Raw genomic sequence first — 15,117 nt, forward strand, 5'->3', positions numbered from 1 at the left:
GGGCTCACGCAAACTGGCAGTGGGTGGTTGTCGACGCTCATCTTCTCGCCGCAGAGGAGGACCGGCGTGCTTTGGGCGGCAATCCAGGCGCCAGTGGTGTCAGGATCCCTTGCGTCCGGCCATATGATGCAGATACGCCAGCAGGTCCTTCAGGTCAGCATCGGAGAGCGTCTTTTCGTCGATTGCTGACATGCGCGCGTCAGGCCACCAGCGCAGCGACTGCGGGTCGCGGATCAGCTTGGCCAGCTTGTCGTCGCCCAGGTACTCCACCGGGCTGTACGGCACATTCAGATCGGGGCCAAGGTGAGCATCGCCGACCCTGTTAAGGGAGTGGCATGAGAAGCAAACGCGCTGGAAAGTCGCGAAGCCGCGCATGACGGGGCCGTCGGCGGGCTGGTCGGAGGCGGGCCGGATGGCCGCAAAGCGCTCTGCAGGCGATGCGGTGATATCGATGCGCACGATGCTGTAGGTCCAATGACTCTCGTTGACCACGGCAGCGGCGCGGCCCGACGGTAGCGTCCAGATCAGGCGAAACGGCCCGATGCCCTGGCCCTTGAGCCTGGGCCACGGCCTCGCAGGATTTTCCACCGCCAGCCAGGCGCGCGGCTCTTCGGCACTATCCGCCAGCAAGAGGCGCATCGGCAGGTGAGAAACATAGCCATCGCTGGCCGCGGTCGTCGCAGTCGCGCCTGCCGCCACGGGCATGCCGCGCAGCAGGGCGGTCAGTGGGATCGCCTTGAACGTCAGGCGGCGTTTCAGGTTGGCATCGTCCACCGTCACATCGGTCAGGCGACGGTCTTTGAGCAGCGCATCGACCGTCCAACTGCGCTGTTGCGTACCCGCCGAAATGACCAGCGTTGCCGGGTCGGCGGCGCTCGCCGAACCTGCCAGGAATGCCATTGCGCAGCCAAGAGCACCAACTGCCTTTGCCATCCAGGCCTTCATGGGCGTTTCTCCGGAGCCAGGGGAATTGGGTGGGAATGCTGCTCGAGCGCACAGTGTATTCGATAGCGTGGAAGGGGAGAATGCGATTCGTCCCATTGTTGCTACGCTGGGTCGCCGGGTTGGCGCAGACAGGGCGGAATGCTCCCGCATACAGCGACCGTGGCCAGGAAGGCTTCGCGGTAGGGACAGCAGGGGGCGCAGCGGTAAGCGCCACGCCGCTACCGCGAGACCGAAGCTGGCGGCGCCGGAACTGGTCAATACGCTAGCGGTACATCAACGTCAACAGGCGCGACATATTCAGTCATCCGATCCATATGAGCGCGCACGATTTCTCCGGCTGCGTCTGCATCATGGCGTTCGATTGCGTCAATGATTTGCTCGTAAGGAACCCAGCACGTAGCAGCGCCTGGCTCAACTCGGTGCCGAACCCTCAGGAGGAACGCCTGAGGAGTTTGCGCGATTCATGCGCAGCGAGTCGTCGCGGTGGTCGACCGTGGTGAAGATGGCGAACGTTTCCGATGACTGACCGCAAGGGACGCTTTGCGCCGATAGCAATTACCCAGCTACTGTGGGAGCTCCGTCGCACTATCCGGTGGACTCCCGCTTTGTCTTCCGACGGCCTGCGACTATAGTCAGCCATGCGATCCCAGCCTTGTGCTGCACACGCAAGTGAATCACACCGCCGGAAGCATCGACATGACTGCCGACCTTGCACACTCCTGGTTGACCTTCAGCGCGCCCGTGGCCGCCGCACACGCCGCCGGCCGCCCGCTGGTGGCGCTGGAATCGACCATCATCGCTCACGGCATGCCCTACCCGGAGAACGTTCGCACCGCGCGCGAAGTGGAGGCCTTGATCCGCAACCTGGGCGCCGAGCCGGCGACGATCGCACTGATCGGCGGGCGAATCCGCATCGGCCTTGCGGACGACGAGCTGGAACTGCTCGGCCGCTCGGGCCAGGCACAAAAGGTCAGCCGCCGCGACCTGCCGGCCGTGCTGGCCAGCGGCGGGCTCGGCGCGACGACAGTGGCGGGCACCATGATATGCGCGGCGCTGGCCGGCATCGAGGTCTTCGTCACCGGCGGCATTGGCGGCGTGCACCGCGGTGCGCAGGAGACCTTTGACATCTCGGCCGATCTGCAGGAACTGGCGAAGACCTCGGTGGCGGTGGTCTGTGCCGGTGCGAAGTCCATCCTGGACATCGGGCTCACACTGGAGTACCTGGAAACACATGGCGTGCCGGTGCTCAGTTGCGAGCAAGACAATGTCGCTGCGTTTTACACGCGCGACAGCGGCTTTCGCGCGGATTTCAGGCTGGACGACGCGGCGGAGCAGGCACGCTTCATCCGCACCAAGTGGGACCTCGGCCTTGCGGGCGGCGTGTTGTTGAGCACGCCGGTGCCAGAAGCGGCAGCGATGGCGTCCGATGAAATCGACGCGCTGACGCAGCAGGCGCTCGCCGAGGCCGCGGCGCAAGGCATCAGTGGCAAAGCCGTGACTCCCTTCCTGCTGGCTCGCATCAAGGCGCTGACGGGCGGCCGCAGCCTGGCGACAAACATCGCGCTCGTCAAACACAATGCCGAGGTGGGGGCAAGGCTGGCACTGGCGCTGGCAGACGTGGGGCGGGGGGCGGGCGCAGCGTAACCGCCGAGAATGGCCTTTCAGGCAGCGGCGTTGACCGCAGACCGGGTCTTCCGCACCGCGTCCAGGGTCTGGCGGATACCCTCGACGTAGGGAGTCTTGCGGATCGGCCCGATCAGCCGTTGCAGCGCCGAGTCGTCCATGATCAGCGGGTCCGTCATCAGGTAATGCATCTCGACCAGCTCGCGCATCAACGGGTTGAACAGACCCAGCAGGCGCAGCATCGTCTTGCCGGCGACGCGCAGCGTCAGCTCGCGCCCGGTCTGACGTTCCATTTCCGAGACAAGGTCCTGCTGCGTCGTGACACCGGCACCCGCAAGGTGCCAGATCTTGCCGAAGGCCGCCGGCGTGTCGATCAGTCGGGCGACTACCGGTCCCACGTCAGGCACATAGACGAATTCGTGCGGCCGGTCGATCGGCCCGATCAAGTCAGCCGCGCCGCCAATCACCGCCGCCTGCGCGGCGCGGTGCAGCAGGCTGGCTTCCACGCCGGGGCCGTAGAAGTCAGGCAGCCGCAGCACCGTCGCATGGATCTGCCCGCCGGCATCGGCCTGCATCAGCAGGTCTTCCTGGGCCTTGCGCATGCGGCCCTTGAACGTATGAGGCTCGCGCGGATGGTCTTCTCGAACCGGGTTGCCGGTCTGTACCCGTCCGTAGGGGTAGACGGTGCCGATCAGGATGAAGCGCCTTACGCCGGCGGCCACGGCGCCATCCAGGGTCTTGCGCATCAGTTCGGGGTGTAGCGCGAACTGCCAGTAGTCAACGCCGACCATGTAGGTCAGGGTTTCGATGCCGCTGGCAGCAGCCTGCACAGAGGCCGGCGAATCCGGATTCCAGGGGACGACTTCGGCGAGCGGGTCGGCGCCGAATGCCAGGCGCAGGCTTCGCTCGTTGCGGCCGACTACACGATATGGCTGGCCTTTGCTGCGCAACGCTGCGGCCACGCTGTGACCGATGGCGCCGGCCGCGCCGAAAAGAGCGACTTTGGGCATGGAGATTTTCCTTTTGAATTGGCACTGGTGTTGCGAATGACCTCAGTTTGCGGACTCCGTACCCAAAAGGAAATTGCCTATAATCGGTGGCCGCTAAAGAAAATTGTATAGCCATGCTCAAGTGCGAACCGAACTGGGAGTGGTACCGGACCTTCCTTCATGTTCTGGAAACCGGCTCGCTGTCCGCCGCCGGACGCGCGATGGGCCTGACGCAGCCGACTGTCGGCCGGCATATCGACAGCCTTGAGGCCGCCCTGGGGCTGAAGCTGTTCACCCGCTCTTTCGACGGCTTCGCGCCGACTGACGCTGCGCACGAGCTGAGGCCGTATGCCACCGGCATCGCCGCGACGGCAGCGGCAATGCGGCGGGTCGCCAGCAGCCACGGCTCGGGCGTGCGCGGCACGGTCCGGTTGTCGGCGAGCGAAGTCGTCGGCGTCGAAGTGCTGCCGCCGATACTCGCGGCACTGCGCAATGCGCATCCAGAGCTGAATATCGAGTTGGTCCTGTCGAATCGGGTGGACGACCTGTTGCGTCGCGAGGCGGATATTGCGGTCCGAATGTTCCGGCCGGAGCAGGAAGCGCTGGTGGCCAAGCGTGTGGGAGGGATCGAACTGGGCCTGCATGCCCATGAAAGCTATCTGGCATCCCATGGCGTGCCGGAGTCGCTGGAGGCGCTGTCTGGCTTTGCGGTCATCGGCTTCGATCAGGAAAATGCATTTATTCGCCGCCTGCTGGAAACGTTCAAAGCGTTCCCGCGAGACAACCTGGCTTTTCGCTCCGACAGTGATCTGGCGCAGCTGGGCGCAATCCGGGCCGGGTTCGGCATTGGCGTGTGCCAGTCGGCGCTGGCGGCGCGCGACAAGCGACTGGTCAGGGTCCTGCATAATCAGTTCTCCGTGACGATGGATACCTGGGTAGCCATGCACGAGGATCTGCGCGGGAGTGCCCGATGTGCAGTGACGTTTGCCGCGCTCGCTTCGGGCTTGCAGGCCTACGTCCAGGGTTCGTAGCCGTATCTGTCTACGTCCATGACTTGCATCACCTTCGTCGCCAATCGTGTGAACCGTTGTCAGGTGGCACCAGGGAGTGAAGGCAATGACCAACAAGACATCCATGAAGCCGGCGGAGGCCGCAGCGAAGGCCGCCGCCAGGCGGGGCGCCGCGAAGCCGACCCTCCTCGCGGGCGGCAACCCTCAGATTGCAAAGGCCGACGGTGATGCCCCCGTGCAGGCCTACATCGCTGCCATGCCGGGCTGGAAACGCGACGCGGGGCGCCGCCTCGACGCGCTCATCGTGCGCAACGTGCCCAACGTCCGCAAGGCCGTGAGGTGGAACTCGCCTTTCTATGGTATCGGGGAGCAGGGCTGGTTCCTCAGCTTCCATTGCTTCACGAAATACATCAAGGTGGCTTTCTTCCGCGGCGCGGCGCTGCGTCCGGTCCCCCCGGTCGAGTCCAAGGACAAGAATACGCGCTACTTCCACCTCCACGAGGACGACAAGCTTGACGAGGAACAGTTGGCGAGCTGGATCCGGCAGGCACCGGAGCTGCCCGGCTGGATCCCGTAGCGCCCGCCGGGCGGGATCCAACGGAGACGACGCGCGTTACCTGCCTGGTCGCGCAACCCGCAAGGAAACTAGACGACCCATGAATATTGCAAACCTCCTCGATCACCCTTGGTTCGGCACCTGGGCAGCGGCCCTGATCGCTGTCGTCGTCGCGCTGATCGCGCATCGCCTTAGCGGTCTGCTGCTGCTGCGGATTACCCGGCTCGCGCCGGTGCTGCATGCCATCGTGATAAAGGCGCGCGCTCCATCGAAGGCAGTCTTGCCGCTGCTGGCGTTGCAGACGGTCTGGCAGGCTGCACCAGACGATCTGCGCTGGATTCACGGCGTGCGGCATCTCAACGGGTTGTTGTTGATTGCCGCGACCACCTGGCTTGCGGCGCGCATCATCGCCGGCCTTGCGCAAGGGGTACTGGACCGGCACCCGGTAGACGTGGAGGACAATATGGGTGCGCGGCGCATCCACACCCAGACACGCGTTCTCTCGCGCATCGCGATGACGCTGGTCGTGGTGATGGGTGCGGCAATGCTGCTCATGACCTTTCCAGGCGCTCGTCAAGTCGGCGCCAGCTTGCTGGCCTCAGCGGGCGTGGTCGGTCTGATTGCCGGCTTTGCCGCCAAGCCAGTGTTCAGCAACATGATCGCCGGACTGCAACTCGCCTTGACCCAGCCAATCCGGCTCGATGACGTGCTCATCGTCGAAGGCGAGTGGGGGCGGGTGGAGGAGATTACCGGCACCTACGTTGTGCTCCGGATATGGGACGACCGTCGCCTCATCATCCCGCTCCAGTATTTCATTGAGAAGCCGTTCCAGAACTGGACCCGCAACAACGCGCAGCTGATGGGATCCGTATTTTTCCACGTGGACTATGGCATGCCGCTGGCACCGCTGCGCAAGGAACTGGAGCGCATCGTGCGCGCAGCGCCTGAGTGGGACCAGCGGTTCTTCAATCTGGTGGTCACCGACGCCACGGAGCGGACGATGCAGATACGCGTACTGTGCACCGCGGCCTCCTCTGGCCAGGCGTGGGACTTGCGCTGCGTGGTGCGCGAAGGGCTGATCGACTTCATGCAGCGCGAGTTCCCGCAGTTCCTGCCACGGCTGCGAATCGAAAGCGACGCGCATACGCCTCTGCGAAACAACCCGGCGCACGCTACCTGAATGCCCCTGCTGCGAATTCGGAGGGAAAGACGTGCCCCCTACGTGCGGATGCCGAACAAACCGTGCCAAAACGAATCGAAGGCGCCGGGGTGCCGCCTGGGCCGCGCCACCTCGTCGGGGTTTGACGCCGCCGTCTCGGCGGGCGTCGGGGCAGCCTCGGTGTCACGCGCGTCCGCAGCCGACGCACGTGCCCGCCGCGACTCCTGCAAGGCCCACACGCTGTCCGCGATGCGTGCCGCCAGTTCCGCCTCGCAGTCCCGGCCGAGCAGCACGCCGAAGATGACGTCGCGGTTGTGGCCGTCATCGGCAAACTGCATCGCGATAGCGACCATCTTCTCGTAGTGTTCCTGCGCGACGCGCTGGCGCTCGCGTTGCTCCGCGCGCTCCTGTTCTTCCTGCGCCTCGCGCTCCGCGTGCCAGCGCTGCATCTCCCGCTCGAAAACCTCGTCGTAGATCTGGCGCTGCCCGGCGTCGGAAAGAATGGTGTAAGCGTCGCGGATTTCCTGGAATGCCGCGTGCGCCTCCGCCTCGCGGCCGAGGTTGCGGTCGGGGTGCCATTTCATCGCGGCGCGGCGGTAGGCGCGCTTGATCTCGTCCAGGGTGGCGTCCGATTGCACGCCGAGGGTCGTGTAGAGGGTGGTCATGGGCCGATAGGGCGGCTGCTGGGCGGGCGTTAATCCTAGCACGGGGTGACCCGCAAGCACGGTCACCGCCACGTCGGCGTGGCGTTGTTATTGACAATGCACTTCTTCGGGCAGCGGCAGTATTGCGGCAGCGGCCGCCAATCCTCGACTGTCATCATGCCGTGCTAATGTCGCACGAGGCACATTTGATGTGGAGGACGTTTGCATGCAAGCGGGCATTGTCGAGGCCGGCTATGGGTCGGATCCGGTCGGACTGGTCAGCGGTTTCCTGTTCGAGCCCGGCGGTCCGGTGCGCGAGATTGATTCCCATGCCGCAGCGGCGTGGCTGCAACAGATTCCGCCGGACGCCGCGCGCCATCGCCCCTTCATGTGGCTGCACTTCAATCTGTCGCACAGCGCATGCGAACGCTGGATGAAGGGGCAGTTGCCCCTGCCGGACGAATACTTCGAGGCCCTGCGGCAGGGCTCGCGCTCGACGCGAATCGAGCGCCAGGACGCCGCCCTGCTGGCCGTCGTCAACGACGTGATCTATAACTTCGGCGTCACTTCGACGGACATCTCCACGTTGTGGGCCCACGCCGACCACCGCCTGCTGGTGACGGCCCGCGCCCGACCGCTGCGTTCCGTGGACCGGCTGCGGGCGGCGGTGCGGCGCGGCGAGGTGTTCCGCTCGCCGCTGGATCTGGTCGTGCACCTGTTGCGCGACCAGGCCGACGTGCTGGTGCAGATCGTGCGCGAGACTGGCGCAAGCGTCGACCAGATCGAGGACCAGTTGTTGTCGCAGCGCCTGCAAGGTAACCGGGCCGACCTAGGTGCGATGCGGCGCGGCCTGGTGCGGCTACAACGGCTGCTGGCGCCCGAGCCCGGCGCTCTGTTCCGGCTGCTGAACCGGCCGCCAGCCTGGCTGCAGGAAACGGACTTGCAGGAGTTGCGTGAATCGACCGAGGAATTCTCGCTCGTACTCAACGACCTGGCCGCGTTGGTCGAACGCATCAAGCTGTTGCAGGAAGAAATCGCCGCCAAGCTCAACGAGCAAACGAACCGCACGTTGTTCACCCTGACGCTGGTGACTGTACTGGCGCTCCCGATCAACATCGTGGCCGGCTTTTTCGGCATGAATGTCGGCGGTGTCCCGCTCGCCGATCACCCGCACGGCTTCTGGGTACTGGTGGCGTTGGTGGCCAGTTTCACGGTGCTGGCCGGGCGCTGGGCGTTCCGCAAACAGGCTGGTTAGGTGACGCTTCCAATCAGGATCTTCTGCAAGGGGTCAGTGTCCAGCGTCGTGGGATCGATTTCCATGACGTGTCTCCAGGCGGCGCCGGGCTGCTCGCGCCGGCGTCTGCTGTGTGAGAAGAATGCCGTCCGGTACGGCGCGGTTCAGGACAGCTGGAGCTTGGGAAAACGCCGGGGTTCGCGCCCTTCGAGCACATCGCGTCCGCGCGCGGTATCGGCATAGATGCGTCCGTAGACGATCTTTCCGTCCTTCACGCGGAACAGGAACAGGTGCTCGTTTTCCATGGAAAAGCCGCGCTTGGTCTTTGCTCGTGCAATCACGGGAACGATGACATAGTCTTCGGCCTCGAGAATGGCCCGCGCGTCGTAGTTGAAGTACTCGTACTCCTGGTACACGTGCTTCCAGAACGCCTGGAACTCAGCCTTGCCGTTGTAGGTGCCACCATACGGCAGAGAGTCCGAGAACTCGAACACGACATCGTCGGCAAGCACATTGAGCAGGTCGGTCTTGTCGTTCTTCTCAAAGCCGGTCAGTGCTTTTCTGCAGGCCTCGATGATCTGGGGGTTCGTCATGGCTGTCTCCTGTTTCGATATTGCGTGGTGATGATATAAGAGCATATGCTCCTATAAGGGTTAAAAAAACGGCGCGGCCATCGCACGGGGCCGCACCACGGGCTTAGCCGGATCGTGGCGGCCGTCAGGCCACGGCGGCCTCTGCCCAGGGCTCGAACCCCGTCGTGAGGACCGCACGCATGGCCTCGCGCAAACTGGCGGCCTTGCGTTCCCCGTAGGCGGTTTCGAATTCGCTCTGCACCGCCGACCACAGGGGGAATGCCTGGCGATAGCGCGCCATGCCTGCCCTGGTAACCGAGGCATTCTTGGCGCGCCGGTCGACACCCGGCGCCATGCTGACGAGGCCGTCGCGTTCGAGTGGCTTGAGGTTCGTTGCGAGGGTGGTGCGATCCATTGCCATCTCGGCAGCCAGCTCGCCGATGGTGAGCGGACCGTGATTCGCGAGCTTGTGAAGAATAGAAAACTGCGTCGCGCGCAGGTTCACCGGCTGTAGCGCCTTGTCATACACCGCAGTGAGGTAGCGGGCCGCCTGACGCGCTGCCAGGCAATTGCACCGGCCATCAAACTCGTCCATTGCCTTGCTGGAGACTGTCATGGGCATATCGCGTAATGAATCGCGAACTGAGTCGCGTATTGAATCTGTCTATTTCATCATACGAGAATATGCGCGTATATGCAAGGCGGCCCGGCCTGCGCGCGCTGCGGGTCAGGCCCGGGCGGGCAAGCCAAGAAACGAAGCCAGCAAGCCTGCGGTTTGCCCGGGCTGCTCCATCTGCGGCCAGTGACCGGAGTCTTCGATCAGCGCGAACGCGGCACCGGGAAAGCGCGCTTCGCGCGCCTGCGTCACCATCTCGACCGGAATGACGGGATCTTCCTTCGCGGCGATCACGAGCATTGGACCGCTGAACGTGCAGGGATCATTGCCGCTTGGGTGGCCGCCGGTGAAGGCGTCGTAGTAACCCTGTACGGCGGCCTTGCCCATCAGGGTCGCGGGATCAACCAACCGTTCGAGCTGATGTTCGGGTAGCCGGCGCGAGAACATGTTCCGGATCGCGCGCTGGGCTTGCGGATCGCCACCGCAGTCCCGCAACAGCGCGCGGACTTCGTCCGGCAGCTTATTGCCAGCCAGCGGTGTCGGTGTGACCAGCACCAGGGCTGCGGTGCGATCGGGCAGGCGCGCTGCCACGAGTTCGGCGATCTGCGCGCCCATGCTGTGGCCGACCAGCGCCACGGCCTGGAGATCGTGCTCGCGAATCAGCTGGACCACATCCGCGACCGCTTGCTCGAGCGAGTAGGGGCCTTTGGCATCGCGCAGTGCGCCCGCGCCGCGCAGGTTCGGCGCGACGATGGTGGTCACTTTCGGTTGCCATTGCCCGATCAGCGGTTCCCAGCCGACGTGGCTATCCAGGAAGCCGTGAATCAGCACCAGGGAATCCGGCACGCGTTGGAGGGAGGCTGCGGGCTGCAACACGGACATGATGAGTCTCCTGAAGGAATTACTTGTACGAAGCGTTGTGCTGCCATATTATGAGCATATACTCGTAATGTAAAGGAGGTTCCGATGGTGAACAGGAGCGATGTCGAGTTCCAGGCCGGGGATGGCATCACGTTGCGCGGCTGGCTGTTCACGCCTGCTGCGCCGGGGAAGCACCCGGCGATCTCGATGTGTCATGGTTTTGCCGCGGTCAAGGAGCACGGACTGGAGCCCTTTGCGCGAGCCTTCGCGCAGGCCGGCTTCGTTGTGCTCGTGCACGACCACCGCAACTTCGGCGCGAGTGATGGAGTGCCCAGGCACGACATTGACCCGATGGCGCAGGTTGCCGACTGGCGTGCTGCGCTGGGCTACCTTGCCGCGCGTCCGGAGGTCGATCCCGATCAGCTTGGCATCTGGGGCAGCAGCTACAGCGGTGGCCATGCCCTGATCCTGGCCGCGATCGACCGGCGGGTGAAATGCGTGGTGTCGCAGGTGCCAACCATCAGCGGCTCCGAGCAAGGCCGGCACCGGGTGCGTCCCGAGGCCTTGCCCGCGTTGCTCGAGATGTTCGCTGCCGACCAGCGCGCACAGGAGGGTGGCGCACCGCCCCGGATGCAGGCCGTCGCCAGCGCGGACACGACCAAGCCGGCGGCGTATCGCTCCGCCGACTCCATCGCCTTCTATACCCAGGACCTCGGCGGCGCCGCCTGGCTCAACGCCGTCACGCTGCGCTCGACCCGCGCCGCGCGCTCCTATGAGCCAGGCGAATGGATCAGCAAGATCGCCCCGACGCCGTTGCTGATGATCGTTGCCAGCGACGACGACATCACGATGACCGACCTGGAAGTCGATGCCTTTACGCGGGCTGCCCAGCCAAAGCGGCTGGTGATGATCCCGGGCGGCCACTTCGCCCCGTACAGCGAGCAATTCGCGGTAGCCAGCGCTGCCGCTACCAACTGGTTCCAGCAGCACCTTAGCGGCGTACTGAGCCCGCAGGACTGACCAATCCTTCAACAACCAGAGAGATCCAATGCCTGTATTCCACGCACATATCCCCAAAGGCCGCTATTCGCGCGAGCAGAAGATCGCGATCGGCAATGCACTGAACCGCTCCCTGGTGGTCGCACTGGACATCCCGCACGGCGATCGCTTCATCGTGCTCAGCGAGCACGGCGACGACGAATTGTTTATCGATCCCACCTTCATGGGCATGGAGCGCACAGCCGGCGCGATGATCATCAGGATCCTTGTCGGCGCGCACCGCCCGGCCAGCGACAAGCAGGCGCTGATGGCGGAAGTCTGCCGGCAGCTCAAGGACGCCGCCGGCATCTCGCCGGACGACATCTTTATCGCGCTGGTCCCGGTCCCGAACGAGAACTTCTCCTTCGGCCGCGGCATCGCCCAACTGGCTGACAAACCACCGCAGTGGTGAAGGCCGGCGACAACCACAGAAACCCATATAAACAGGAGACAACCATGCATGCACGATTCCCGCGGGCGCTCGCCTGCCTGTGCGCTGTGCAAGCCGCCGCCGTGCTGGGCACGGTGGCGGGCCCCGCCAACGCCGAGAATTTTCCTTCGCGTCCGATCTCGATCAAGGTGGCTTACTCCGCCGGCGGCGGGGCGGACGTCGCCACGCGACAGCTGGCGGCGCCGCTGCAGCGCGCCATCGGCAAGGCGGTCGTGGTAGAGAACCTGCCGGGCGCGGGCGGCTCGGTTGCGACGATGGCCTACTTCAAGGGGCCGGCAGATGGATATACGCTGCTGGGGCTTACCGGCAATGACGCCATCCTCAATCCGCTTGCGCTGTCGTCCGCCAAGTATCGTCCGGAGGACCTCCGGCTGGTGCATCCGCTGATCTTCTCGGACTTTGTCCTCGTCACCGCGATGGACCGTCCGCCGAAGGGAATCGACGAACTGGTCGCCCTGGCCAAGCGCCCCGGCGCGAAGGAATTCTCGTTCGGAAACTGGGGGATGGGTACCACCCCGCACCTGGCTGCCGCCGACCTGCGCGTCCAGACGGGCATCGCCACGCTCGATATTCCCTATAAGGGCGGCGCGCCCATCGTCCAGGACCTGCTGGGGCGCCAGCTTGACTTTGCCTTCCTGCCGCTGGCCGGCAGCACGCTCGACATGATCCGCAGCGGCAAGCTCAAGGCAGTGGCGATGGCCACGCGCGAGCGCAATGCAAGCCTGCCGGATGTGCCGGCGGCCGGCGAAAGCAAGCTGCTCAAGAACTTCGACTACAAGGTCTGGCCGGGGATCTTCGTGCGCAAGGAAACCCCGGAGCCGATCGTGGCGATGCTGCACCAGCAGATTTCCGCCATCGTCAATGGCGCGGAGTACCAGAAGTGGTCGCGCGACACCGGCAACCAGCCCATGGTGCCGATGACGCTCGCCGAGGCGTCAGCCTTCTACCAGGCGGAACGGCAACGCAATGCGCGCGTCGTCGCGGCGATCAAGCTGAAGCCGCAATAAGGGGGCACCGTCATGAAGCACCTCGACGACGGCGCATACCCGGACCACGACCTGGTGGCCGTTCCCTGGCCCGACCATAGGGTGGCTTGGATCGAAGGAAGCCAGCAGCCGCACTACCGCGCGGGCCTGCGCATAGGCCTGTTCGTGGCGGCGGCCTGCGCGGTGCTGGTGCTGGAGTGGATGCTGTTGTCGTGATGGCGGTCTGAAGCGGCCGGCATCTGCGCTGGCGCAGGCGCGCGAGGCGCCTGCGCCAGCCGCCACCACGCTACCAGCCGCCGCCCAACGCACGGAACGTTGCCACCGCCGCGCGAGCGTTGTCGGCACGCACACGCGCCTGCTGGTCGCGAGCGGCCAGCAGCAGGCGGTCTTCCTCGAGCACTTCGAACAGGCTGACCGCGCCCCCCTTGTAGGCGTCCTCGGTGGCGCCGCGCGCGCGGGCGTGGGCGGCCACTTCCACGGCCAGGTCCTTGCTCTGCAACTCCAGCTGGGTCAGGGCAATGATCGCGTTCTCGACATCCTCGGTGGCGCGCAGCATCGCCTTGCGGTAGGTGGCCAGGGCCTCGGCGTTCGCGCCTTTGGCTTGCGCCACTTCCGCGTCGACCCTGCCGAAATCGAACAGTCTCCAGCGCAGCCCCGCGATCGCGGCGGGTTGGAAGGCGGACGCGGTGAACAGCTTGCCGGCGGAGAGGCTCTCGAAGCCGAGCAGCGCGGACAGCGACAGCTTCAGGTAGTACTCGGCAGTGGCCACGCCGATGCGGGCACTGGATGCCGCCAGCCGGCGCTCGGCGGCAATCACGTCCGGGCGGCGTTGCAGCAGGTTGGCCGGACCTTGTGCCGCGGAGATCTGCGGCACGGCCGTGCGTTCGGCGGGCGTCAGGAGTTCGGCCGCATAGGTGCCGGGCTGCGCGCCCATCAACACGTCGAGGCGGTTCAGCTGCGTCTCCAGTTCGATCTGCAGCGGCGGGATGGTCACGCGGGTCTGCGCGAGCTGCGCTTCCGCCTGGGCCCGTTCCCGCTCGGCGCCGATGCCATCGGCGAGCCGCAACTGCACCAGCTCGAGCAGTCTTGCATTGGTCCGCACCTGCTGCTGCGCGATCGCGATGCGCTGCTGCGCGCCGCGCACGCGGAAGTAGGCATCTGCCGCTTCCGCGGCCACCAGCACGCGCACGCCCATGTGCTCGGCTTCGGCGGCCTGGGCTTCCGCGCCGGCAGCCTCGGCGCCGCGCCGCAGGCCGCCGGCCACGTCGATCTCCCAGCTTGCCCCCACGCCCACGCTGTACAGCGTCTTGTTGCGGTCAAAGCCAGGCAGGTTCTTGCCGAGGCTGCCCAAAGGCCCTTCCAGCGACTGGTGCTGCTTGCTCACGGTGCCCGACAACGACGCCTGCGGCAGCAGTTCGGCGCCGGCGTGGCTGGCCGCGGCGCGGGCCTGGTCGACTCGCGCGATGGCCGCCGCCAGGTCGAGGTTCTGCTCCAGGGCGCGCTGGATGACCCGCGTCAGCGCGGGATCGTCAAAGCCCAGCCACCAGCTGTCCAGTGACGGCGCCGGCTGTGTGGCATCACGGGCTTCCAGGGCCGCCGCATGCGGATAGGCAGCGGCCATGTCCGAGGCTGGCGTGTGGTAGTCGGGGCCGGCCGCGCAGGCGGCCAGGCTGGCCGCGACGCTGGCCGCAAGCAGGGTTGGCAGGAGGCGGGCGATTCCAGCGCTGGTGCGCCGGACCGGAGGGCGGGATGGACTTTGCGGCATTGCGGACACCTTTCAACAGCAACGAATACGGCACAAGCTGAAAACTAACTTGCATGATGATAGTGACTACTCTAGACTAACTTTCAAATTGATAGTAACCACATTTTCGAGGCAGCCGATCATGCAGAGAAAGCCACTTGGTGAAACGCCGTGCCCCATTGCCCGCACGGCGGCGCGCGTTGCCGACAGCTGGAGCGTATTGATCCTGCGCGAAGCGTTCTACGGCGTGACGCGTTTCGATGAGTTCCAGCAGAACCTGGATATCGCCCCCAATATGCTCACCCGCCGCCTGAACTCACTGGTGGAGGAGGGCATGCTGCAGCGGCGCCAGTACTGTGACCGGCCACCGCGCTCGGAATACATCCTGACCGAGCGCGGCCGCGATTTCCGCCCGGTGCTGCTGGCCATGCTGGCCTGGGGCAACAAGCATCTCGCGCCTGAGGGCGAAAGCGTGCAGCTGGCGAACCGGCGCACAGGCGAGCGTGTCGAGCCGGTGCTGGTTGATGCCGCCAGCGGGCGCCCCATCACCGACCCCGATTACCATCTCGCGCCTGGCCCGGCGGCCAGCGAGCGCATACGCCGGCGGCTGGGCCGCTCGGCCGAAGCCTGAGCCGAACCCAGACCGCTGCGCAGGCGGCGGGTAAGTCCTGAAAGCAGAAAGGAAGTGC

General features: G+C 65.4%; 17 protein-coding genes. 10 read left to right on the plus strand and 7 right to left on the minus strand.

All coding sequences use genetic code 11. The annotated features are described in order from the left end of the window. Positions 1–99 precede the first annotated feature (99 nt). Positions 100–945, minus strand: coding sequence for a c-type cytochrome (locus tag AC10V3_RS23030; protein WP_022537711.1), 846 nt, complete (start codon positions 943–945; stop codon positions 100–102). A gap of 696 nt (positions 946–1,641) precedes the next feature. Between AC10V3_RS23030 and AC10V3_RS23035 the strand changes: the two genes are divergently transcribed. Continuing rightward, entirely contained in the window at positions 1,642–2,589 is a 948-nt protein-coding gene (locus AC10V3_RS23035; protein ID WP_041681934.1) for a pseudouridine-5'-phosphate glycosidase, read from the plus strand. A gap of 17 nt (positions 2,590–2,606) precedes the next feature. Here AC10V3_RS23035 and AC10V3_RS23040 read toward each other — a convergent pair whose 3' ends face one another. Beyond that, positions 2,607–3,578: an NAD-dependent epimerase/dehydratase family protein gene (locus AC10V3_RS23040; protein WP_022537713.1), complete on the minus strand. Its 972-nt coding sequence runs from the start codon at positions 3,576–3,578 to the stop codon at positions 2,607–2,609. A 113-nt stretch (positions 3,579–3,691) separates the two neighbouring features. Here AC10V3_RS23040 and AC10V3_RS23045 point away from each other — a divergent pair, with 113 nt between their 5' ends. The 3 genes from AC10V3_RS23045 (at position 3,692) to AC10V3_RS23055 (ending at position 6,303) form a co-directional block, all read left to right on the plus strand. Then, positions 3,692–4,588, plus strand: coding sequence for a LysR family transcriptional regulator (locus AC10V3_RS23045; protein ID WP_022537714.1), 897 nt, complete (start codon positions 3,692–3,694; stop codon positions 4,586–4,588). Between the two features lie 85 nt (positions 4,589–4,673). Beyond that, entirely contained in the window at positions 4,674–5,144 is a 471-nt protein-coding gene (locus AC10V3_RS23050) for a DUF1801 domain-containing protein (protein ID WP_022537715.1), read from the plus strand. A gap of 79 nt (positions 5,145–5,223) precedes the next feature. Further along, positions 5,224–6,303: a mechanosensitive ion channel family protein gene (locus tag AC10V3_RS23055; RefSeq protein WP_022537716.1), complete on the plus strand. Its 1,080-nt coding sequence runs from the start codon at positions 5,224–5,226 to the stop codon at positions 6,301–6,303. Positions 6,304–6,341: 38 nt separating this feature from the next. Here the strand turns inward: AC10V3_RS23055 and AC10V3_RS23060 are convergent, their stop codons facing one another. Beyond that, entirely contained in the window at positions 6,342–6,947 is a 606-nt protein-coding gene (locus tag AC10V3_RS23060) for a J domain-containing protein (RefSeq protein ID WP_041681684.1), read from the minus strand. 205 nt (positions 6,948–7,152) lie between these two features. On the opposite strand from AC10V3_RS23060, the gene AC10V3_RS23065 reads away from it, so the two are divergent. Next, on the plus strand, positions 7,153–8,181 hold the full coding sequence (locus AC10V3_RS23065; protein ID WP_490924051.1) for a transporter: 1,029 nt from the start codon (positions 7,153–7,155) through the stop codon (positions 8,179–8,181). Positions 8,182–8,324: 143 nt separating this feature from the next. Here the strand turns inward: AC10V3_RS23065 and AC10V3_RS23070 are convergent, their stop codons facing one another. From AC10V3_RS23070 to AC10V3_RS23080, 3 genes are all read right to left on the minus strand, one after another. Then, positions 8,325–8,753, minus strand: coding sequence for a nuclear transport factor 2 family protein (locus tag AC10V3_RS23070; protein WP_022537719.1), 429 nt, complete (start codon positions 8,751–8,753; stop codon positions 8,325–8,327). Positions 8,754–8,877: 124 nt separating this feature from the next. Then, positions 8,878–9,348: a MarR family winged helix-turn-helix transcriptional regulator gene (locus AC10V3_RS23075; protein ID WP_041681935.1), complete on the minus strand. Its 471-nt coding sequence runs from the start codon at positions 9,346–9,348 to the stop codon at positions 8,878–8,880. A 111-nt stretch (positions 9,349–9,459) separates the two neighbouring features. Then, positions 9,460–10,230, minus strand: a complete 771-nt coding sequence (locus AC10V3_RS23080; protein WP_490924052.1) for an alpha/beta fold hydrolase — start codon at positions 10,228–10,230, stop codon at positions 9,460–9,462. 84 nt (positions 10,231–10,314) lie between these two features. Between AC10V3_RS23080 and AC10V3_RS23085 the strand changes: the two genes are divergently transcribed. From AC10V3_RS23085 to AC10V3_RS23100, 4 genes are read left to right on the plus strand one after another with little or no spacing between them, the layout of a single operon-like run. Further along, positions 10,315–11,229 carry an alpha/beta hydrolase gene (locus AC10V3_RS23085; protein WP_490924053.1) on the plus strand — a complete coding sequence of 305 codons (915 nt, stop codon included), beginning with the start codon at positions 10,315–10,317 and terminating at the stop codon, positions 11,227–11,229. Positions 11,230–11,257: 28 nt separating this feature from the next. After that, positions 11,258–11,659, plus strand: a complete 402-nt coding sequence (locus tag AC10V3_RS23090) for a tautomerase family protein (RefSeq protein WP_022537723.1) — start codon at positions 11,258–11,260, stop codon at positions 11,657–11,659. 44 nt (positions 11,660–11,703) lie between these two features. Continuing rightward, positions 11,704–12,705: a Bug family tripartite tricarboxylate transporter substrate binding protein gene (locus tag AC10V3_RS23095; protein WP_022537724.1), complete on the plus strand. Its 1,002-nt coding sequence runs from the start codon at positions 11,704–11,706 to the stop codon at positions 12,703–12,705. 12 nt (positions 12,706–12,717) lie between these two features. Next, positions 12,718–12,900 carry a hypothetical protein gene (locus AC10V3_RS23100; protein WP_022537725.1) on the plus strand — a complete coding sequence of 61 codons (183 nt, stop codon included), beginning with the start codon at positions 12,718–12,720 and terminating at the stop codon, positions 12,898–12,900. A gap of 70 nt (positions 12,901–12,970) precedes the next feature. Here the strand turns inward: AC10V3_RS23100 and AC10V3_RS23105 are convergent, their stop codons facing one another. Further along, entirely contained in the window at positions 12,971–14,449 is a 1,479-nt protein-coding gene (locus tag AC10V3_RS23105; RefSeq protein WP_022537726.1) for an efflux transporter outer membrane subunit, read from the minus strand. 121 nt (positions 14,450–14,570) lie between these two features. Between AC10V3_RS23105 and AC10V3_RS23110 the strand changes: the two genes are divergently transcribed. Beyond that, entirely contained in the window at positions 14,571–15,059 is a 489-nt protein-coding gene (locus tag AC10V3_RS23110; RefSeq protein WP_022537727.1) for a winged helix-turn-helix transcriptional regulator, read from the plus strand. The last annotated feature ends 58 nt before the right edge of the window (positions 15,060–15,117 follow it).

This window comes from Cupriavidus sp. PB-02 (assembly GCF_058252315.1).